Origin of the sequence: Desulfosediminicola ganghwensis (assembly GCF_005116675.2) — a bacterium.
GTDB classification, from domain to species: domain Bacteria; phylum Desulfobacterota; class Desulfobulbia; order Desulfobulbales; family Desulfocapsaceae; genus Desulfopila; species Desulfopila ganghwensis.
Genome location: NZ_CP050699.1, coordinates 2,439,526 through 2,460,963 on the forward strand (window position 1 = coordinate 2,439,526; position 21,438 = coordinate 2,460,963).

At 50.9% G+C, this 21,438-nt stretch carries 21 protein-coding genes; 5 read left to right on the plus strand and 16 right to left on the minus strand.

What is annotated here, in order from left to right:
* From FCL45_RS10345 to FCL45_RS10405, 13 genes are all read right to left on the minus strand, one after another.
* Positions 1-279: a hypothetical protein gene (locus FCL45_RS10345; protein ID WP_136796353.1), complete on the minus strand. Its 279-nt coding sequence runs from the start codon at positions 277-279 to the stop codon at positions 1-3.
* Positions 280-281: 2 nt separating this feature from the next.
* On the minus strand, positions 282-998 hold the full coding sequence (locus tag FCL45_RS10350; protein ID WP_136796354.1) for a HesA/MoeB/ThiF family protein: 717 nt from the start codon (positions 996-998) through the stop codon (positions 282-284).
* 6 nt (positions 999-1,004) lie between these two features.
* Positions 1,005-2,156 carry an epoxide hydrolase family protein gene (locus tag FCL45_RS10355; RefSeq protein WP_136796355.1) on the minus strand — a complete coding sequence of 384 codons (1,152 nt, stop codon included), beginning with the start codon at positions 2,154-2,156 and terminating at the stop codon, positions 1,005-1,007.
* A 133-nt stretch (positions 2,157-2,289) separates the two neighbouring features.
* Positions 2,290-3,675 carry a sodium/glutamate symporter gene (locus FCL45_RS10360; RefSeq protein ID WP_136796356.1) on the minus strand — a complete coding sequence of 462 codons (1,386 nt, stop codon included), beginning with the start codon at positions 3,673-3,675 and terminating at the stop codon, positions 2,290-2,292.
* 446 nt (positions 3,676-4,121) lie between these two features.
* Positions 4,122-5,297, minus strand: a complete 1,176-nt coding sequence (locus FCL45_RS10365; RefSeq protein ID WP_136796357.1) for an RtcB family protein — start codon at positions 5,295-5,297, stop codon at positions 4,122-4,124.
* A gap of 12 nt (positions 5,298-5,309) precedes the next feature.
* On the minus strand, positions 5,310-6,785 hold the full coding sequence (locus tag FCL45_RS10370; RefSeq protein ID WP_136796358.1) for a GTPase/DUF3482 domain-containing protein: 1,476 nt from the start codon (positions 6,783-6,785) through the stop codon (positions 5,310-5,312).
* Complete coding sequence (locus FCL45_RS10375) at positions 6,785-8,401, minus strand: DUF2868 domain-containing protein (protein WP_136796359.1); 1,617 nt, start codon at positions 8,399-8,401, stop codon at positions 6,785-6,787. The genes FCL45_RS10370 and FCL45_RS10375 overlap by 1 nt, the downstream gene beginning before the upstream one ends.
* Positions 8,402-8,580: 179 nt before the next feature.
* Positions 8,581-9,747 carry an ABC transporter ATP-binding protein gene (locus FCL45_RS10380; RefSeq protein WP_136796360.1) on the minus strand — a complete coding sequence of 389 codons (1,167 nt, stop codon included), beginning with the start codon at positions 9,745-9,747 and terminating at the stop codon, positions 8,581-8,583.
* Positions 9,748-9,751: 4 nt separating this feature from the next.
* On the minus strand, positions 9,752-10,594 hold the full coding sequence (locus FCL45_RS10385; protein WP_136796361.1) for a carbohydrate ABC transporter permease: 843 nt from the start codon (positions 10,592-10,594) through the stop codon (positions 9,752-9,754).
* Positions 10,591-11,526, minus strand: coding sequence for a carbohydrate ABC transporter permease (locus tag FCL45_RS10390; RefSeq protein WP_136796362.1), 936 nt, complete (start codon positions 11,524-11,526; stop codon positions 10,591-10,593). The genes FCL45_RS10385 and FCL45_RS10390 overlap by 4 nt, the downstream gene beginning before the upstream one ends.
* Positions 11,527-11,591: 65 nt before the next feature.
* Entirely contained in the window at positions 11,592-12,887 is a 1,296-nt protein-coding gene (locus FCL45_RS10395; protein ID WP_167495696.1) for a sugar ABC transporter substrate-binding protein, read from the minus strand.
* A gap of 181 nt (positions 12,888-13,068) precedes the next feature.
* Positions 13,069-13,710, minus strand: coding sequence for an RluA family pseudouridine synthase (locus FCL45_RS10400; RefSeq protein ID WP_136796364.1), 642 nt, complete (start codon positions 13,708-13,710; stop codon positions 13,069-13,071).
* Entirely contained in the window at positions 13,697-14,548 is an 852-nt protein-coding gene (locus FCL45_RS10405; protein WP_176360029.1) for a hypothetical protein, read from the minus strand. Before FCL45_RS10405 ends, FCL45_RS10400 begins: the two co-directional genes overlap by 14 nt.
* 147 nt (positions 14,549-14,695) lie before the next feature.
* Between FCL45_RS10405 and FCL45_RS10410 the strand changes: the two genes are divergently transcribed.
* Complete coding sequence (locus tag FCL45_RS10410) at positions 14,696-15,703, plus strand: serine/threonine protein kinase (RefSeq protein WP_136796366.1); 1,008 nt, start codon at positions 14,696-14,698, stop codon at positions 15,701-15,703.
* A gap of 50 nt (positions 15,704-15,753) precedes the next feature.
* Here the strand turns inward: FCL45_RS10410 and FCL45_RS10415 are convergent, their stop codons facing one another.
* The gene (locus FCL45_RS10415; protein WP_136796367.1) at positions 15,754-16,560 is read right to left on the minus strand and encodes a spermidine synthase; all 807 of its coding nucleotides are present in this window, start codon (positions 16,558-16,560) and stop codon (positions 15,754-15,756) included.
* A gap of 204 nt (positions 16,561-16,764) precedes the next feature.
* Here FCL45_RS10415 and FCL45_RS10420 point away from each other — a divergent pair, with 204 nt between their 5' ends.
* Positions 16,765-17,166 carry a response regulator gene (locus tag FCL45_RS10420; RefSeq protein WP_136796368.1) on the plus strand — a complete coding sequence of 134 codons (402 nt, stop codon included), beginning with the start codon at positions 16,765-16,767 and terminating at the stop codon, positions 17,164-17,166.
* Between the two features lie 74 nt (positions 17,167-17,240).
* Here FCL45_RS10420 and FCL45_RS10425 read toward each other — a convergent pair whose 3' ends face one another.
* Complete coding sequence (locus FCL45_RS10425) at positions 17,241-18,650, minus strand: MATE family efflux transporter (RefSeq protein WP_136796369.1); 1,410 nt, start codon at positions 18,648-18,650, stop codon at positions 17,241-17,243.
* Positions 18,651-18,880: 230 nt separating this feature from the next.
* Here FCL45_RS10425 and FCL45_RS10430 point away from each other — a divergent pair, with 230 nt between their 5' ends.
* From FCL45_RS10430 to FCL45_RS10440, 3 genes are read left to right on the plus strand one after another with little or no spacing between them, the layout of a single operon-like run.
* A complete protein-coding gene (locus tag FCL45_RS10430) occupies positions 18,881-19,822 on the plus strand; it encodes a nitroreductase family protein (RefSeq protein WP_136796370.1) in 942 nt (313 codons plus the stop codon).
* A gap of 30 nt (positions 19,823-19,852) precedes the next feature.
* On the plus strand, positions 19,853-20,425 hold the full coding sequence (locus FCL45_RS10435; protein WP_136796371.1) for a pentapeptide repeat-containing protein: 573 nt from the start codon (positions 19,853-19,855) through the stop codon (positions 20,423-20,425).
* A gap of 47 nt (positions 20,426-20,472) precedes the next feature.
* Complete coding sequence (locus tag FCL45_RS10440) at positions 20,473-20,877, plus strand: RapZ C-terminal domain-containing protein (protein WP_136796372.1); 405 nt, start codon at positions 20,473-20,475, stop codon at positions 20,875-20,877.
* Positions 20,878-20,981: 104 nt separating this feature from the next.
* On the opposite strand, the gene FCL45_RS10445 is transcribed toward FCL45_RS10440, so the two are convergent.
* Positions 20,982-21,263 (minus strand): hypothetical protein, encoded by a 282-nt coding sequence (locus FCL45_RS10445; RefSeq protein WP_176360030.1) that lies wholly within the window; start codon positions 21,261-21,263, stop codon positions 20,982-20,984.
* Positions 21,264-21,438: the final 175 nt, after the last annotated feature.

The following is a 21,438-nucleotide window of genomic DNA, read 5'->3' on the forward strand; positions in this document are numbered from 1 at the left end:
TTAGCCTCCTATAAGAAATCTTTTTAATTCTACTACCTGCCCCTCATGCAAGAGGGTGGTATCCTTTTTCAATACTCCGTTTTCAGAGCGAAGAATAACCGGACCCCGGGGCCTGCTTTTTTCGTTGTTCCATACGGCAGGCGATATCTCAGCCCCGGCAACGCGGCCGATTTCCTCGTACAGATCGGAGAGTTGCGCTCCCTCCTTGAGTTTGACTTCAAACTCAAGGGCCGGGAAAAACCTCTCCATGTTGGAGTGTATGTGTATTGTGATTTTCATGGTTAACCCTCCTCACTACAGGCGATACAGTTGTTGACCTGCTCAAACTCAAAGTTCTCCATAGTGCAGTTCAGCCCGTCAAAGACAACGAACCGGTTTGTGCAGAGTTCACCGGATCTGGTGAGGTATTTAACCACTTCGGTAGCCTGTAATCCTGCCACGATAGCTACAGAACTCCCTAGCGAAGGCGGCGGAGTGTCGCCAGCTTTATCGCTTTCTGATACAGGACAGATCGGGCATGCAGTTTTACCGGGTATAAAGGTGGATATTTGTCCCATCAGCCCTTCAACTGCGCCATGGATGAGCGGGATGCCATGCCGGCTGGCAGCAGCGATCAGCTCAATTCTGCTGGCCAGATTGTCAAGACAATCAACGATGATATCGGGCTGGTATCGCGATATCATCTCGTCATTGTAGAGCTCGCACAACGCAACTATGTCAGTATCGGGGTTGATCTTCTGCAGTCGTTCTGAGGCGATATCGACTTTGTTGCAACCAATCTCATCTTCGCGATATAAGGTCTGACGATTGAGATTGGACATGGCAATAGTGTCATGATCGCAGAGAATGAGCCTGCCCACTCCAGCCATGGTCAGATTGGTGGCAACGTTTGTTCCCAATCCGCCGACCCCAGCGATGAGGGCGGTTGCGTCTTGCAGTGCAGTCTGATCAAAATTCGGTGTTAAACCGCGTTGACGGCTGTATCTCTCTTTTATCACGTCGTCTTAGCGTAAAGTCCGGGCGAATAAAACTATGTCGTTTAAAAGCAACTCTGGCTCTTCAAGGGAAGAGAAGTGCCCACCTCTAGGCATCTTGGTCCATCTGGTAATATTGTAAAGACGCTCGGCGTAGGAGCGTGGCGGCCATGGAAAGCTCTCAGCAGGAAACATCGCTGCAGCAGTTGGAACTTCAACACGAGGACGCTCTTTGGTGCCAAGAATACGGCCACCTTCCTCGCGTCGGCCATAGTAAATCCAGGTGGAGGTGTTAAAACTTCTGGTCGCCAGATACACCATGATATTGGTGAGCATACCGTCTTTGGAATGGGCACTTTCCACATCGTCGTTTTCAAGATCTGACCAGGCGTGAAATTTCTCAACAATCCAGGCGGCAACACCGACAGGACTATCCATCATGGCGTAGCTGAGGGTCTGTGGCTTGGTGGCCTGCTGGGTGCGGTAACCATCCTGTAAAACAACGCGCGGGCTGGTTTCACACTCGTGCGCCCACGCTTCTTCTTCCGGCGTCTGAGGGCCGTCAATGTGACGCATGGTCGGAAAACAGATATGGATACCATCGCAGTGTGCACCATGATCGTAACCGAGCCAGCTGGAGATCGCGGAACCCCAGTCAGCGCCGTGGGCAACATAGTTCTGGTAGCCAAGCACATCAACCATCAGGCTGTTGAGTACAGCAGCAATTTTGCGCGGCCCATAAGGCCGTGGTGGCCTTCCGGAGAAGCCGAAACCAGGCAGAGATGGAACGATGACATCAAAGGCGTCTGCGACATCGCCACCGAAACGCTCCGGGTGGGCAAGACGCTCGATAATCTCGACACTTTCAACAAACGATCCCGGCCAGCCATGGCTGATAAGCAGCGGGGTAGGGTTATCGCCACTACCTTTCTCGACGATGAAGTGCATATCGATGCCGTCAACAGGAGCTTTGAAATGGGAGAATTGGTTTATCGCTGCTTCCTGTTTTTTCCAGTCATACTCTTCAAGCCAATAAGAACACAGCTCTTTCATATAACCCAGATTGGTGCCATAATCCCAACCAGCCTCATCCGGCATTTCGTGCCAGGAGTAGTCGGCGACTTTTTTTCTGATATTGTCCAGGGTCTCTTGTGGAATATCTATGGTAAATGGCTTCATCATTATGTTCCTTTAAAAATCCTTTAGAGCGGTGTTTTCACAGCGCTCTAAAGGTAATTAGATAGTAATGTATTGAAATATTAGTATCTGTAGATCAGGGCTCGGTGCCCGCGGACCATGTATATGTTCAATCTTGTTACCAGATACGTTGTTTGACGAAGCGCAGGGTGTAGAGCGCAATCGGCATCAAAATCAGGTAGGCAACAAATATCGGCAGCATCATTGAACCCTCTGATGGAACAAAAGGAAGGTTCAGGTAGACTATCTGAATGATAGGCAGAATGAAAACATTCATAATCGCGAGTTCAACTGCAGCAGGGGATTTGAACTCAGGATCAACAATACGAAGAAGCAGCATACCCGAGGCGACGGTGCCGGTGTAGCAACCAAGTATCGCCAGGCCACGCTCAAAGCCATATTCCGGCATACGGCGGGCAAAGTACATGATGGCGAGGTAGGTCAGGGAACCGGCAACTATGACAGTGATGATGAATGGCACCAGGATCGCCTGAATATCACTCATCGAGATACCCAGAAATACGGCACAAATCATATAATCGATAGTGGAGCTGGTAATACGACGGGTGGTAGCCGGGTCGAGGATATGAATGTTGCCGATTTTATCCAGCGTCTTACGGGTGATGATACCAGCGATCATCGACCAGGTGTAGAGCAGCCCAAAGCCAAGGCCACTGACTCCCGGTGGAAAATTGACTGACCATGCAAGGGCAAACATGTAACCAACAGCATAGAGAGCTGCCATTACTGCAATATGAAAGGCGAAGTTATCAATATTCGCAGGGTGCGTGGTTGTGTTGGCACAATTTTCAGACTCGCCTTTGCCCATCATACCTTTACGCAGGGATTCAGGAAGGGTGGCAGCAGTTTTTTCAGAAATCCAGCCGTTTTTGATACCGCGGTTGGCAAGTGGAATACCAAAACAGATAGCGCAGAGAAAGCCCATGGCGCCGAAGGCGAGACCAACACTGCTGGCACCTACTATACCGTACTCACCTTCCCAGATGGTACCGAAGGCGTGAGCAGCGCCAGGGGACTGGGAAAATCCGGAGCCGATGAGGTAACCGAACCCTGTAAAGAAATCTCCACCAACAACCAGCCTGTACAGTTCGAATACAGTTTTACCGGTAAGGGACTGAATTGCGTATACCAGGCAGTAGATGAGTGCCATCCACAGAGCACCGCTACGTAGCCAACTCGTACCTTCATCACTGGTAGTGGATTTACTCTGCTGCATAAGGCCAATACCGACAAAACCAAAGGCAAAGAGATGGAAAACAAGAACGCCGAAGACGGAAGGAACGATAGTTATCCAGCCTTCTGCAGTAGGCATACCGATGAGTCCTGTGTTCATCAGGATGAAACCGATGATACCGCCAATCAGCGCTGATGGGATGAGCCCTTTTTGCAGGAAAGGGATTTTGGCACGTAAAAAGGCACCTAAAACTAGCAGAATACTGATCCAGATAAACGCACCCACATATGGGTAAAATGTAGCTGACATGAGACACTCCTCTTTTGTTCAGGTCGATTCAGCAACCCTAATTTAAAAAAAATGCAACTAACTATTCCTCGGCCTTTCCAGAAGACACTTATCTGGCGGAGGCGACGTATCTTGCCGCTAGATAGCAATTAAAGTGCCATTGAGGTGCATGAGTTGAGTCTTGGGGGTTAAATGTCTGTAAGTACGAGTTAAAAATTGAGTAGTTGCAAGGGGGGGATGCATTTGGGAATTATGGCAACAACACAACGTGCAAAAAAGCACAGGGTGGTTTGGCTAAGTGAGCGATTGTGCGAATAAAGGCAAAGGGTGAGAGAAATGCACAGGGGGTGCAAAAAAGCACGGGGTGCGGAACTGCACAGAGAGGTTTAGATTAATAGTAATAATTTCAAATCATTGCAGGGGCTATCCGGTTGGAAGTTTTGGCGCAAGGACCGTGAAATATTGAGTTAACCTTTAATTACAGCCAATGGTTGCAACCTGGTTTCTGTTTCGATGAGATCTTGCTGCTGGGAAATGACTTCCTCAATATCTTTATATGCTCCTGCGGCCTCGTCGAGATCGCGTTTACTGCGAATGGTGTGGAGGATATTCTGCCTGTCCAGTCGCTTGACCTCCTCCGCGAGGTCAAGGCTTTTCTGGGCCTGCTTTCTACCGAGCCTTCGACCGGCACCATGGGAGCAGGAAGAGAGGCTATCGGGGTTTCCTCTGCCGCTGACTATATAACTGGATGTCCCCTGTGACCCGGGGATGATGCCGGTTTCACCGGCTCCGGCCCGTGTCGCCCCCTTGCGGTGGACGATGACCTCCTGACCGAAATGTTGCTCGAAAGCAGCGTAATTATGAGCTACATTGATCATTCCAGAGAAATGCACCGGCGGACAAAACTGTTGCATTACGTCGATGACCCGTTCCATCATCAGTCGTCTGTTACATAATGCAAAATCCACACAGTATCTCATTTCAGCAAGATAGAGCCGGCCCTGGGGGGAGTCGATGGGCAGGAAAGAAAGTTGCCAGTTCGGGGGCACGATCATACCCTGCTGCTTGTTGTATTCGATAGCCAGTTTGTTGTAATGATTGGCCACCTGGTAGCCGATATTTCTGCTGCCCGAGTGGATCATTAACCAGATATAACCATCATCACCTTTCTGGATCTCTATAAAATGATTGCCTCCACCGAGAGTGCCGACCTGGCACCTGCCGCTACTATATTCCCTCGAAACGATTGGCAGATCGCGCAGGGTCATTCCCCCGGGAGGTTTGGGCATATAGTGAGGAGGCTGGGCCTTTTTATGGTGCTTGAAGCCGAGCGGCACCTGCTGCCTGATACCGGCCAGAATGTTTTTCAGTTCTTTCCTGCCGATGTTATGCAGTGAAGTTTGTACTGCACACATACCACAGCCGATATCGACTCCGACAGCGTTTGGAATAATGATATCCTTGGTGGCTGCGACACCCCCGATTGGCATGCCATAGCCAACATGGGCATCCGGCATGATGGCGACATGGCCCACCAGCCCGGGGTGATTGGCAAGGTTTTTGGCTTGTTGCAGAGTGTCGGTATCGATATCCGGAAGCCAGAGCTTGATCGGTTTTGCTTCGGTGGTGATTGTCTGTTCCATAATAAGATTCATCTACTTAATGGCGTGGTTATCACCGTCGCTGTTAGAGATGCGCATCATTTCACTTTTGAGAATTTGTGAGAGCTTCAGACCATGTTCGGCAATATTGTTTTTCTCGCCGGTCACGGCAGAAAACCATGCCTTGCAGACACGTACATTCTCAGCCGGCCAGGCAGTGGTGAAGCCTTCTGAACCGGCTGTTTCCGGTACGGCCAGATCACGCGATTGCTGCGGTGACTGATAGTCCCGACGCCCATGGGCCCAGTTGATGGTGTGTTGGTAAAAGAGCAGAGCCCTGTTGATGAGTATGAGCATCAGGCTGATATTGGTGGCAGGCCCGATTTTCAGCTGTTCACCACCCAGATTGAGGCCGAGAACATTTTTTATTTTACTCAATTTTTTGCCACCGGCAAGTGCACCGATGGCACCTGCCGCACTTCCCAGGCCGGTAAATACCCCGAAGGAGAGTCCGGCTGCCAGTATATCGAGTTTGGCTCCGACCACGGCTCCACCAACGGCACCGGCGATAGCGACCTGTTTCTTACTCATCCCCAGCAGGTGCCAGGTCTTCTCGCTGAAAAGATCTTCGTTTAAGATGGAGTGCGGTGGTAATTGGTAGTTGAAAATATTGTGTTTGAACAGGGCGCGAATCTGTTCGTGGGCTTTGCGTTCCTTGCTGGCGATGGAACTGCGGTACTTGTGCAGCAATTTTTGCTGGGCTAGATTCTGGTCTTCAGTTTTTTCACCAAGCCCGGCGGAGACAGAGTAATTGAGGCACTCGGTCAGCAAATCAAGCAGGATATCCACTGTCGCTTCAGTTCGTGCTTCCCAGTCTCTGCGAAAAGCACGGACCACTCCATCCAGGGTTGGCTGCCAGTCTTGATCAATAGATTTCAGTGCTTCAAACAGCAGGATGCGTTCTGCATACGTGGCGCGGTGGGCGTTGAAGACCCGGTTGGAGTTAAAGTTTTTGCGAAACTCGTTCTTCCAGTTGTCGAGCTGGCTGAAATCGTCGTTCTTGCAATTGATGATGGCCATGCGCGGCCTGCCGGTGAGGCGGAGGATCTCCATTTCTGCTCTGTCCACATTGCGCACCGGCCGGGAGCCATCAACCACATAAATAATGCCGGCTCCCCGCTCAACCGGTAGCAACAGCTCGATATCGTCTCGAAGTTCGGGGACATCTTTGAATTGCGCCCGGAAATCACGTACGGCGTCACTGCTGACAGCAGCGATCTTACGCATCTCTGCCACCACCCGCAAAGGGTTTTGAAAGCCTGGAGTGTCGGTAAAGCGAAGGAGTTCCCGCCCGTCGATCACCACAGGAAAGGTCCTGCACTGAGTGGTCTCGCCAGGAATTGCGCTGACCCGTACAGAATCATCTTCGGCAAGGGTGGAAAGCACCGAAGATTTGCCCTCGTTCGGGTGACCGAGCAGGGCGATTTCCGGTGCTGCAAGAGAATTTGAACTATTTGTTTTATCAGTCATTATTCCTCAATCAGCGGCCGGATTTCCATATACGGGTCGCCCAGGGTATCGAGTTTTTGCTGCCACACTTTGAGACTGAGTTCGTCGCTCACTGGCGTGAAAATCGAGGTGGTGTCCGGCTTGCCGGTTAATCGGATCGTTATGGGCAGGGAACCGACTGCGCCACGCATTTCTTTTAAATAGCTTAAAAAGCTCACCAGTGGTGGCATCCATGCTTCTTGTATAATAGTGATTCCGGCAGAATCGGCCCACTCTGATTGGTGGAATTTTTTCAACAGTTGCTGGTCTTTTTCGTAATCGGCCATAAAGCGATGGGTGTCAGCTATGGTGAGGCCTTCCTGCTCCAGAATGTGAGCCAGTTGCTGCCTATCACAAGAATCATGAATTTCATCTGGCAGCAGTAAAGTAGTTGGTTGCAGATCTTGAGGTTCCTGCCTGGGAACCTCAAGATCTGCAGGTTCGATTGCGTGTGTAGCTGTGAATGCATCAGACTCAGGTCCGGCCTGGGTGCGTACCACCGGGGTTTTCATGCGTCGCACTATCTGTCGAGCTGACGGGGTATCGAATTTGAGGCGTTTTGCAGCACGTTGGGCGGAGAATTTACCCCAGGCATAAAACAGCAGTCGGGTAAACAGCCCGTAGAAAAGAACCGAAAGCAGCAAAAATGGCCACCATGATACCAGATCTGGTGTCTGCAGGTTAACGATACCTTCCTTCAAAACTATGCGGCTGCCTTCTATTTCGCTGAGACCGGGATGCCCGATCGGGGCCGGGAGAAACCAGGACCAGGGGAGAGCCAGCCAACTTATGAAATTATAGAGAGACTGGGCAGAAAACTGCAAGGTGGACTGCCAGCCGAAAGCGATATCGCTGACTGCAATTTTCAGCATGGTTGCTGCCAGCAGCCCGAAATTGAAGCATATTCCGAAAAGCTGTACGACCAGAAACAGAGGCCAGTAGAATATACCCCTGTAGATGCTGTCTGTGGCTTGAATTCTGCCAAGTGCGGCCTGCATGGCAAGGCGTTTTTCAGCGTCCATTTCCTGTTCATTGCGGCGCAGCAGCCAACCACCCAGACGGGCAACGGCTGTAGCAACAAACTGAAAGGATAGGGTATTTGACAGCTTAGCGCTTCTCTTCCCCAGTTTGGCAAATAATCCCCGCGAAAGTAGAAGCAGGCTCATTACCAGCTGGCTGAATACGAAGACAACCAGAAAATTCAGTACATTTATTGGGGTAGAACCGGAATAGCCAAAAAAAGCAAAGCCTGCTGAGCTGCCGATAAAAAGCCCGAGAAGTATAAGCAGAATCCGCAGCAGTCCATGGGCCTCCGCAGCGTAATTCCCAGGTAGAATTGTATCTGCGGGCGACGTTTTTCGACGGGCATCCAGCCAAAACTTTAACAGAGCGGGGGGATCGGTTTGTTCGGTTAATCCGCCTGGCTCATCGTTGGTCTTGGCCTGCTGCAAATATATTTCACGGTCCCGTTTTTGCAGTTCTTCGGTACGGACTTTGACGTCACGCTGCAAAAAGTACTCAAGGTCGATGATATCCTGATAATTCCAATTGCTTTTCATGGCACAACTATACCAGAAGCGAAGGGCTATTCCATCCATCTTCTTCACCCATTGGCCTGTTGGATGATAGGTTCTTACTGGCGGGTGTGGCTGGCACCTATCATTTCACTCCTTCAGTTTTCTTGCAATATCGGCCGGTGGTGTGTCGTTTTATTTCGGCCCGGCAACGTTTTTACCCCGAATTGTAACCAGCATGCCAACGGTAACTCAATAGAATTTCAGGAGAGTGATGAATGCTCGGGATGTGATTCAAGTCGCACGCCCTGCAGGTTAAAGAGGTGCAGCTGTGTCAGATCCGGTGCCAGGAGGATCTTTTCCGGTAGCTGGTGGAGATTGCCTGGCAGTCGGGCGGCCATGACGTGTTGCTGAAGGGTCTCGGTTGGCTCGGCGACGGTGCTCTTCGGTGAAGAGAAGTAGAGAAGGGTTTCATGCCCGAGGAGTTCACGACCGGTTATGGTGATCTCAACCTGACCGGTTGCGGCCTCTGTCATTTTGGGCAACCGAAACGACTCCGGCCGCAGCCCGCAGATAAGAGCATCACCCGGCTGCATTCCTGCCGGGTCAAGTACCTTGTTTAATTGGCGTGGTAAGGGGAGCACGGTGCTGTTCCAGTAAATCCCAGGTAGGCCATCTGCCGTACGCCCAAGATGAGTCTGGAACAGGTTCATGCCGGGAGTGCCTATGAAATCTGCCACAAAAATATTGGCCGGGCGGTTATAGAGTGTCGCGGGGCTGGCGACCTGCTGGAGTTCCCCTCCGCTGAGTATGGCCACCCGATGGCCGAGTGTCATGGCTTCGACCTGATCATGGGTGACGTAGAGGGTGGTGGTGCCCATGTTCTGCTGCAGCGAAACAATATCACGCCGTATCTGTACCCTGAGTTTGGCGTCGAGGTTTGAGAGCGGCTCATCCATCAGAAAAACCGTGGGCTCACGAACAATAGCCCTGCCCATGGCAACCCTTTGACTCTGGCCGCCCGAAAGTTGAGCGGGTTTACGGTTCATCAACTCACCAAGCGATAATATTCTCTCGGCCTCTACAACTCTTTTCCGTATCTGGTCCCGGTCATACCCTCGTACCTTAAGCGGAAATTCAAGATTTTTCCGAACGTTCATATGCGGATAGAGCGAGTAGTTCTGAAAAACCATGGCGACGTTTCGCTCCTGGGGCGTCTGTTCGTTGACGCGCTGCCCATTTATACATACCTCTCCGCTGCTGCATTGCTCAAGGCCTGCCAAAAGGCGCAAGGCTGTGGATTTACCGCAGCCTGACGGCCCCACCAGCACCATAAACTCACCATCCCTGATGGTGAGTGAAAAATCATTCAAGGCACAGGTGTCGGGCTCGAATATCTTTGTTACCTCTTTGAATTCAACCCTGGACATGGGTTTACCCTTTAATTCCAGTGGCTGCCACGCCACGCACAAACCAGCCCTGGAACAGGAGAAAAACAACAAGTACCGGCAGTACCATCATTACGCTGAAGGCGAAGATATCTCCCCATTGCAGAGGGGGCAGGGTATAAAACATTGCAATGCCAAGCGGTAGCGGTCGTACTTTCTCACCGCTGGTCACCATTAAAGGCCAGAGGAAAACGGACCAGTGCGAGAGAAAGGTAAGAATGGCTACGGTGGCGAAAACCGGTTTGGAATTTGGCAGAATGATGGCGAAAAATGTCCTGAAAACTCCAGCCCCGTCAATATAGGCGGACTCTTCAAACTCACGGGGCAGTTCAAGGAAAAAGGTGTAGAAGAGGTAGATGGAAAAAGCGTTGGCCACGAAAGGGAGAATCTGCACCAGGTAGGTGTCGCGCCAGCCGAGCATGGTGACCTGGTAAAAGAGCGGCACGGCGATGGCTTCCAGCGGGATGATCATGATTGCGGTCACGGCAGCAAAGAGCAGCTTTCGGCCTCTGAAGCGGAGTCTGGCAAAGGCATAGCCTGCCATGGAGTTGATGGCAAGCCCCACCACTACCACTGTGGTTGTGATATAGAGTGAGTTCAGGCAATATCGCAGGAAGTCGGCACGCCTGAAGACATCACGATAGTTTTGCAGACTGGCCCCGGTGGGCCGGAAAGCGAGCAGGGACCCTGATTCAATCAATACCTTATCATCGGGTTTCAGGCTGCCGATCAGCATTACCAGCAGCGGGGAGATAAAGACGGTGGCGCTGATACCAAGTACAATTATCACGCTATAGCGAAGCAGTAGATGAGTTGTCTTTCTTTTCATGAATTATGCTCTCCCGATCCGGATTTATTAGCCAGGGTACTGCGCCGAACCAGATAGCGCTGCATGAGCGTGAGCAGCAACACGATGAGAAAAAGTATCACGGTCATTGCAGATCCTTTTGCTATTTGTAAACGCACAAAGGCGGTCTGCACTGCTTCATACATAACGGTGGTTGAACCGTCGTTGGGTCCACCTCTGGTCATCACCTGTACCTGATCGAAGAGCCGGAAGGAGAGAATGGTGGTGACCAGGATCACGAACAACAGGGTATTACGGAGCATGGGTAAGGTGATGCGGAAAAGCTGCTGCAGCCGATTGGCTCCATCGACTGCGGCTGCTTCGTAAAGGTTTTGGGGTATAGCCTGAAGTCCGGCCAGGATAATGATCATCTGGAAGCCGACGCCCTGCCAGATTGAGGTGAGCATTATTGAGGGCAGGGCGAGATATGGGTCTCGCAGAAAATTTTTTGGTTGCCAGTGACCGAAAGTGACATATTCCAGAAAGCTGTTCAGCATCCCGTCCGGACCCGGTGCCAGGATAAGCACCCAGATTACAGCCACCAGCGAGAGTGGGAAAATCACCGGCATGAAAAAGAGTGTCCTGAAGACTGCCATACCGCGAAGCGGGGTGTTCAGCATCAGGGCCAGCAACAGGGCGCAGATGGTCTGCAGGGGAACAACCACTGCGGCAAAGAGGCTATTGTTGATAATAGCCTGTCGGAAGGTGGGGTCGGAGAGGATTCGCTGATACTGACGCAGGCCAACAAATTCTGATGGTACTGGTGAGCCGAGCCGCACGTTGGTCAGTGACAGGATAATTGCCAGCACGAACGGCAGCAGCACGAAAATGGTAAGCCCGGTGAGTGCCGGAGCTGTAAAAAAAAATGTGCTGAATGTTACCGCCCGACCAGAGGGCGGAGGTGGTTTTTTCATGGTTGTTACGCAAAAAACGCTCCAGGAAGCATAGTGCGAAGTGAAGCACCTCCATTGCGGCGAGTCTACTTTATGACAGACTTGTATCCCGTATCCTCAATGTCTTCGTCTATCAGCTTCGCTGCCCGGTCCAGGGTATCCTGTATTGGTGCCTTGTTGATGATTTTCATAAAGCTGCTCTGAAAGGTTGAAGAGATTATCGGGTACGCGGGGGTACGTGGTCGCGGAACTGAGTAGCCTTCCAGTAGCTGCTCGGAAAAGAGGTGAAGTGGTCCGTCCGGGCCATAGAGATCTGATTTGGCGATGGCGTCTTTGGTGGCCGGGACAGCACCATTACCATTAGCCATGGCGAGAACCTGGTCCGTTTCCAGTAGAAAACTTAAAAAGTCAATCGCTGCATCCGGGTTACTGCAGGCTTTGGTGATGCCCCAATTCCACGAGCCCTGACCGGTTTTGCTGCCGCTGCCGAAATCGGGGAGGGGAACAATGGCGAGTTTTTCACCAAGCGCTTTGGAGTAGCGGTCGTATTCCCAGTGGCCAACCCAGGAGATTGCCACTCTGCCAGTGGTAAAGGCGGCATCGTCGGTGTTGTAGTCCACCAATTCCTGCGCTACCCAGTTTTGTATATACTTCAGGGCAGTCACTGCAGAGTCGCTGTTCAGTACGCCGGTGGCGAACATGGTCTCCCGGTTTATCAGGTCGGCTCCGGCAGACTGCAGAACAGGGGAGAAGGCATAGCTGTACCACTCTCCGCTATAGTTCAGCTTAAGATCAAGCACTGCACCGTCCGGGTCTTCATCAGAGAGTCTGGTCAGGATGGTGTTGAACTCATCAATGGTCCAGGCATCGCCGGCCGAGGTTGGGATCCTGGCATTAATGGCCTCGAGCATGTCTTTATTGACATAAAGTCCCAACCCCGAGTCAAAAGTCGCCACAGAATACAGGCTGCCCTGGTAGGTTCCCTGGGCGATGATGGAGGGGAGCAGGTCCTCTTTGATTTTTTGCGGGATATAGTCGTCGAGGGGGAGCAGGTGGTTCTGCCAGACATAGTTGTAAAGGTACGGGCCGTCAAACTCGAGTACATCCGGCAAATCGTCAGCCATTGCTGCGGCCTGGATCTGGGCATTGTAGTCGCGTTCGGGAATAAAGGTGAGGTTCACTTCCACCGTTTTCCGACTTTCGTTGAAACGGATAACCTGCTCCTGAATAATCTCGCGTTCGGCTTCCTGCCCGGCATGGAACCACACATCAAGGGTGGTTTTCCCGGCTGAGGTCGACTCCATTTCAGCAGGATTGCCGCTGAGCGCGCACATGATAACCACCAGTGCCTGAAGTTTCTGAGAGGGGAGCGCACTAAGCATGATCTCTTCTCCGTTACAGCATATATCCAAGAAAGATAATTTGTGATCTTTTTGCTTGTCAGGCTGATGCTCCATCGTAACATAATAATTTGATAAGGGTCAAATTGTACCTGCACATGATATGTGCGTCGACAGCCCTGAGAATGGGCGAATGAGGGAGAGAGGCTGCTCTCTTCTGATTTCAGAAGGGTGGTGTTGAGGTGTAGCTCAATCGTTCTCCGGAAACGGGGTGGATAAAGCTGAGCATACTGGCATGGAGCAGCATTCGGTCGCCATCAACGCCCCTGCCGTAAAGACTGTCACCAACTATTGGAAAACCAAGGCCAAGTTCATGGGCAGCATGGATTCTGAGCTGGTGAGTACGGCCGGTAAGGGGGATGAAATGCACCCGACTGCGGTTATTCTCATGGCCAATCAGGCTCCAGCGCGTGGTACCCATTTTACCATGAACAGGGTCATACATCTGCAGGGGGCGGTTGTCCAGGTCCACCCTGAAGGCAAGCTCGATTTCACCGGATTCATGTTGGATCTCTCCATCCAGCAGCGCTGTATATTCCTTGTCGACCAGTCGCTGTTCAAACTGCCGGTTGAGATGTCGGTGCGCTTCCCGGGTAATAGCGACAACCATCAGGCCGGAGGTGTACATGTCGAGCCTGTGTACCGATGGTTGCTCGATCATTTCCGGATAGATCTGCCGCAACCGGCTGGTGACGCAATCCTGCTTATCGGCGCCGCGGCCGGGCACGGACAGCAGCCCGCCGGGCTTGTTGATCACCACCAGTTGCTGGTCTTCATCGACTATTTCTATATCACCGTATATCATTGCCACCTGTATAGGCCTTGTTCGCTGCTCTTTCACCTTTATCACTTTCCTGCGCTCCGCAGAGCAGGTAGCCGAGTATCGGCTGGCACTTTTCCCTGCATGAAGGATAAAAGCGGCCATGATGGCGGGTATTGGATTTATTATCAAGTCCCCAGTAAAATTCCGCGATGGAAACCGGGGTCAGCCGCATTCGGGCCGCGTGGTTAAGTAATTTCGGCGCGCAGCAGTCACCAGTGCCGGTGGGGATACCGTTTTCACCTGCATAGGCTTTGCTGAGGCTGACAACCTGATCACGAAAATTGTGAAGTTGATACAGCCCATGAAGATCCTTCATCAACTGGCGGGACATGCTCCGTCTCATCTGGCGGAGTGTGCGCCACTCTTCTGAACCGTGTTCCAGCCCCTCCATCTGCGTTCCAAGTGCCTTTATCTGCCGCTCAACCGGGTTGTTGGTGTTTTTGAATTCAGTCAGATCAAACAGGGGAGGTGCCCAGCCGGCTACGCTCCACTTGCCATTGTACTGGCCTGAAAAGGCACGAATAATGACGGTTGTACCCTCGGTGTCAAGGCATTCGAGTACCCCGAACATCTTGCCCCGTGCTCTACCGAAAAGGTAGTCGGTGGAGAGCTGCCTCTCGGCTCTGCCCGTTACTGTTGATTCTTTGTCGAAGTCAAGATCGATGGTTTCATTCTGCTGAAAATGGTGTATCAATTCCTGGCAATGGTACTGTGCTCTGCCCATGGGAAGACCATGAATCACTTTACATTTCCGGCAATATCCGGATGTGGCGACAATCCCATTCTCCTGAAGAGGCAGCTGGTGCGCTGGTGGTGGCATGTATTTTTCAGGGACCTGGGGCATTACGATTTACCGGTGATAAAGGTAACGATGTGTTAATCTACTGTTTGGGAAATACCATATAACATAGATTAATCTTTCCGGTGATCAATAAAAAAACAACAGCCGGTGCAGGCTGGGAGCGATATGCAGATAACTCAATATGAAGACCACATTTTTCACGATCTGGGCCCTGACCTGGTGCTCGGCCTGGTTGAGAAACATCTCGGTGTTGAACTGACCAACCTGTTTCGTCCACTCAATAGCTATATTAACAGGGTCTACGAGCTTGAGCAGGATAATGGCAATGGTCTGGTGGTGAAGTTCTATCGTCCCGGTCGCTGGTCCACCGAAGCGCTCAAAGAGGAACATGAGTTCCTGGCTGAGCTTGCAACGGAGGAAATTCCGGTTATCGCTCCGCTGCCGCTGAAAAATGGCGAGACCCTTGGTAATCACGAAGGTGCGAATTTTGCAGTGTTTCCAAAGCGTGGCGGCCGCAGTGTCGATGAATTTGATGACGAGCAGTGGCTGCAGCTTGGCAGGCTGCTTGGTCGTGTTCACGCTATTGGAGAGAGAAAACAGTCACGTAGTCGGCCTATTATGTCTCCCACTGAATCCACCAGACAGCAGCTCAATTATCTACTTGCTTCCGGACAGGTGCCGCCCGAAACACAACCTGCTCTGAAGCGGGTTATTGAGGAAATTATCGTTGAGATAGAGCCGGTATTTGAAGGAGTCCAGCCTATCCGTATTCATGGTGACTGTCATTTTGCCAACTTTATCTACAGGCCGGGAGAGTCGTTTTACCTGATAGACTTCGATGACATGGTCATGGGCCCGCCGGTGCAGGATATCTGGATGCTGTTACCGGGAACCCTCGAAGATGCTTTCGTCGAGATGGATCTTCTTCTTGAAGGGTATGAAACCTTCCGACGTTTCGACCGTCGCTCTTTCAGGATGATCGAGCCGCTCAGAGCCATGCGATTTGTTCATTATATGGCCTGGTGCGCCCATCAGGTGGCAGCAGACGGTATGACCCGGGTGGTGGATGACTTTGGCACCCATGCCTACTGGTCGAAAGAGATCGCCGATCTCCATGATCAACTGGAACGCATAAGAGAAGGGGCAGCAGACAACATCGGGAATATGTTGTGATACCAATTGTAAGAAATGAAGAGAGGAGTTAGGGGAGAGGGGAGTGGATGTCAGAGGTATCGCAGAAACCAGCGTAAGCGTGCTGGCAGTTTCATGTTTTTTCTGATTGCCAGCTTGCCGATGGTGTTGAATTCTATCTGGTATTTCTCCTGGAGGTTTCTGGACTGTGCTTTTCCGGGCAATAACCGGTGCCAGGCAATTGGCTTGTGCAGCATATTGGCGATAACATTGCCCCTGTAAGGTATCGGCAGCAGGTAGTTGTGTGGGAAGCTACTCTGCAGCCCCCTGATTACGTTTGAAATGACAGTCTTTTTGTTGTGCCAGATATTGAAGCTGGCCACGCCATCCGGGTGTAATCTGTCACTGCAGAGCGTGAAAAATGAAGCTTCATAGATTCCTGTGGCCATGCCCTCTTCATCGAAAGCGTCAATGAGGATGAGATCATACGGTAAAGGTGAAGGGGGCGAGGCCAGAAACTCCCTGCCGTCGCAACAATGAATGGCCACCCGGTCACATTCCTTTACCTCAAAAAAATCCTCGGCGATCTCGATAATCCGTTTCGAGTGGTCAACGCAATCAATATGGCAATCAGGGAAATGATGGCGCAGGAAATGTATGAGTGAGCCAGCGCCAAGGCCTATGATCAGTACCCGGCGAAGTTCCGGGAGCAGCAATAGCGCCGAGACCATGTAGCGTGTATAGACCAGTGCAAGCCGCTCCGGTTCGTTGTGCAGCATCTGAGACTGCAGGTACTTCCCACCGAAATAGAGAAAGCGGCTTTCCCTGGTGTCAAAGATCTCCACCAGACGGGGCCCGAGAAGCTCCCTGTGGATTTTATGTTTGATGTTCAGGTCCATGAATTTTAGCAAACTCCTGCTTCTGGCAGCTTACCATATTTCATCTAACCTAGAAAAAACCGGCCTGCTGCAAAGGCTGGATAGATCGAATTTCTGCTCTGTTTCAAGCTAATTTTATTGACTGGAATCAAATACATCTGGCATAGTATCCCTGCTGCTTTTTCTCCGGGGGAGAAGAGTGGAAAATAGTGGGAGAATATTGAATTGTCGAATATAAGCACCAAAGGTAAAGTCCTCATTCTGGATGATGAGGAGATGGTTGGAGAGATAACCTGTCACATGTTGAGTTACCTTGGCTACCAGGCAACCCTGGTTGAGGAAGGTGAACTGGCAGTCACAGAATATCAGCAGAAGTTCCGCGACGGTGAACCATACGATCTGGTCATAATGGACCTGATGGTTCCGGCAGGGATGGGAGGCAAAGAAGCTACCCGGGAAATCCTGGCCATTAATCCCGCAGCACGGGTCATTGTTTCCAGCGGACTCGGCACAGATCCCGTGATGACCGATTATGCTGATTACGGTTTCGCCGGCACACTCAATAAACCGTTCAACCTGGATATCCTGCAGAGTTCATTGGAAATGTTCAGCACATTTTCAGCCTGATCGCCAATGAGTTACGATGTAAATTTCAAACTTCTGCAATTCATTATGGCGGATTGAGCCGGATGCATTCAGGCTCAATCCGTTTTTTTATGTCGTGCTTCTTTTTCAATGACCAGCATATGTTGCCATTTCCCGGTGAGATATCGCCCGGCAGAGAGTAGAAACAGGGCTACTACAAACAGCAGGACACAGGACCAGGCTCCGGTAATTCCCATACCGAACCTGGTGATGCCGAGATAGACGGGCAGCACCAGGCAGACCAGGGAAGAAATCCCCACACTCACCATAATAAAACGGGTATCGCCCGCACCTTTCAAAACTCCGCTAAACACCATATAGAGCGCGTCCAGCAGCAGGTAGATGGAGATAATCTTTAACAGGGCCGCTCCTGTCGTCATGATGGCAGCCACAGACTCCGTGTCCCGCTCACCATGGATGAAGGGGCTCAGCACCTGTTCAGGGAAGAAGATAAAGAGCAGATCAATGAACAGAATGTAGAGCATTAAAAGATGAATCGATGACCAGATTGCCCTCTTGGCGAGGATTGGTTTTCCCTTGCCCAGCGCCTGGCCCACCATGATGCTCACCCCATGACTGACGCCCATGGACGGCATAAAGGCCACAGCATTGATGGAAAGTACGATGTTGGTGGCGGCGAGTTCAAGAGTGCCTATGCGGCCCACCAGGAGAATAAAGAGAGTAAAGGCAAGGATGTCGAGGGTGAACTGCAACGAGCCTGGAATACCATAGTGCAAAAGCCTTTTAAACAGCTTTGTATTGAGTCTGTAGCCGCTGAAAATCCCGAATCTGCAATTGTCTTTTCTGAAGAAAATCAGTGCGGCCAGAATCAGCGCATTGACTCCCCAGGCAAGTACAGTGGCGATACCTGCGCCGGTGATACCCATCTCAGGCAATCCCCAACGGCCATAAATGAGTGCGTAATTGAGCGGAATATTGAGAAGGACGGCGGCAAAGGTTATCAACATCACCGGCCGGGTGATGCCCCGGCCGGTAAAAAATGTTCCCAGAGTGTTTGCGGCCACCTGCAGGACAGCGCCCTTGCAGAGTATGGAAAAATAGATCTCCTCAAGTTCGCGTACCGCCGGTTCATGTCCGGCCAGGGCGAATATCGGTTGGGTGGCGAAGAGCGCCAGCAGCCAGAAAACCAGGCCTGAAAAGAGGGTAAAGTAAATGCCTTGCCAGAGTACTTTGCCGATTCTGTCATTTGCACCGCTGCCGTAATACTGGGCGATGAACACGCCGGCGTAGCTGCCCACGCCCCCAAAGAAAGCGATGAACAGAAATGCAGTAATACCAGCGGGGACTGCGGCGGAAATTGCCTCTATACTGTAATTGCTTAAAAAGGCGCGGTCGGTGAACTCCATTACCGTGGTGGCAGACATACCCAGCACCAGCGGCAGGCACACTTTGATCACTTCGCTGTAATTATATCGGCGCTTCCAGTGCCGCAGGATGTTATGCATTATCTATCGCCTCAACGGTGTTCCGCTGTTTACGAAAAGTAGTGAAATGGCAGCCCTCTGTTTGAGCAAGTGGCGTAACCATGGAAACTTGTTAATAGTTCGCAGGGTGGGTATTGTGTACCATATAATTTTTATTGGCAAGCGCTTAACCCGAATACATCAATTTCCGGCAAAATACTCATGGGAAATCCGGGTTGACAGAATTTATTACGACTTTCCGACAGAGGATAATGAAAAATCCTGTAAACATAGACAGTGTAGTTATTAATGGCGAGGTATGCACGGGTTGTGCTCTCTGTGTAGATGTCTGCCCGCATCGGTTGCTGGCGTTGAAGAAGGGGAAGGCCGTATTTGACAACGGGCAGGACCAGGATTGTATGGAATGCGGCCATTGTGCGGCCATATGCCCGTTGGAGGCGGTAAGCGTTGAAGGTGTGTCGGCCATCCTTGATTTCCAGACATTTCCTGAGAAGCTGAAGGTTTTGAAGCCCGAGGAATGCGATTGCTCCTCTCTGGTGCAGTTGATGCGTTCGCGGAGATCGTGTCGAAAGTATACCAGCCAGCCTGTGGAAACGGCCCTGTTGGAAGATCTGGTGAAGATTGGTATCACCGCTCCATCCGGCACCAACAGTCAGTCGTGGGATTTTGTTATTTTACCGACGCGGGCAGATGTGGAAGCACTCGGTAACCTGACCGCAGACTTTTATCGCAAACTCAACTCCCAGGCGGCCAACCCGTTATACCGTCTGCTGGCAAAGTTTTTTGCCAATGATGCTCTTAACCGATATTACCAAAATTATTACCAGTCGGTTGCAGAAGCGCTTCGGGAGTGGGATGAAGATGGTGTGGATCGCCTCTTCCACGGGGCAACTGCGGCGATTGTGGTGACTGGTAGAAAAGATGCGAGTTGCCCTGCCGAAGATGCGCTGCTGGCCACCCAGAATATTCTTCTCGCTGCCCATACCATGGGGTTAGGGAGTTGCCTGATCGGTTTTGCAGTGGAGGCTGTCAAGAGGAGCACATCTGCCAGGGCTGCGCTTGCTATGGCAGGTAATGAAGAGATCTACAGCGTAATCGCTCTTGGCTATCCGGCGGTGACATTTCGTCAGGTAGCAGGTCGAAAAGAAGTTCAACCGCGGGTGCTTCATCTGGCGGGGGCGCTTGTCCGGTAGAGTCAAATCGCAGGGAGCGGTGAAAGAAGGATGGGTGAGTTGTACTTTGAAGAAGAGTTTTTTGAGAAACGGGACTTTACCAGCACCCGGCTGAAAAAGGGTACATATGAATATTGCACCTTTGTGGAATGTGATTTTTCAGCTACAGACCTGATGGGTATGAAGTTCATGGAGTGTGAATTTGAAAGGTGTAATCTGAGCATGGTGAAGCTGGCAGGTACCGTGCTGAGAGATGTCAAATTCAAAGGGAGCAAGCTCCTCGGGGTGCAGTTCGAGAGATGTAGCGATCTGTTACTCTCTGTTATGTTTGATAATTGTATACTCAGTCACGCTTCATTTTTTAACCTCAACCTGAGAAAAACAGTATTCAGTCACTCTAACCTTCAGGAGGTAGATTTTTCTCAGGCTGATTTAACAGAGGCGGTCTTTACCAGTTGTGATCTTGCCGATGCCATTTTTAACAGGACAAACCTTGAGAAAGCTGATCTTGCCACATCATGGAATTACCTGATAGATCCTGACGAGAATCGAATACGAAAAGCACGGCTCAGTATAGCCGGAGCACTGGGTATGTTGATGAAATATGATATTGAAATCAGCTGATATAAAAAAAATTGTAATCACACGTTTAAAATAGAAGAGGCGAGCGCATGGGTGGGGAGAGCACGACTGAAGAGTTTGAGCTGACCATTTTTTCATTTGGGTTCAAGTATGGTTCACCGGGGGACGATGCCACCATGGTCTGGGATGTGCGGTTTCTCCCTAACCCGTACTGGCAAAAAGCAATGCGAGACCGCAACGGTTTGGAAAAAGATGTCGCCAGCTTTGTGCTCGAGAGTGTATCCGGTAGTTCTTTTTTTGAAAAATTATTGCCGATGATTGAATTTCTGATTGAGCAGAACAGGCAGGCAGGCAAGGCCGAAATGAAAGTAGCAATTGGTTGCACCGGCGGCCATCACAGATCGGTTGCAGTGGTGGAGAGACTCGCGGAGGAATTGGCTGGCGAAAAACTTTTAAAATTGCACGTTTACCACCGGGATATCAAAAAAGAGTAACCAGCGTAATCGGCTGCTGTGAAAAGAGTACGCCTGGCCGAATGTTCCTTGGATATCCGGTTCGTTTCCGAGTAGCCCTTGTAATCCTGTCGATGTAGCTAGGGCTAAGGGAGACTGATTGCACCCAGCGTGATGATGCTCAAAATAGCACCGAGCACCAGACCAACAAGAAAGAGCGTCGCCAGAAGTATATAGACAATACATCTGAATGAAAGCCTGGTCATTGCCCGAATGGTTCCGAATAACAGGGAAAGGCTCAAACTCACTATTGTGACGACAAAGGCGATGAGCCAGGTGAAGAGTGATACAGTTGCCGTGCTCAGCAGTGCTGTGATGGATGGGCGGTGTGTAACGTGCTGCATTGCAATTGAATTAGCTTTGTTCATTCTGTAAGTTATAGGTAATCCGTTATATTTTAATAGAACAATTGTGTCGTACGTACATTTGCAACATGAAATGCAAAATGCGGTCCAGTTTCAGAGAGTTAGAGTGTTTGATGTGGGGTAGTTTTTTATGTGGCTGATAAGGCGTGGTAAAAACGCCTGTGGGGGGTGTGTTCGC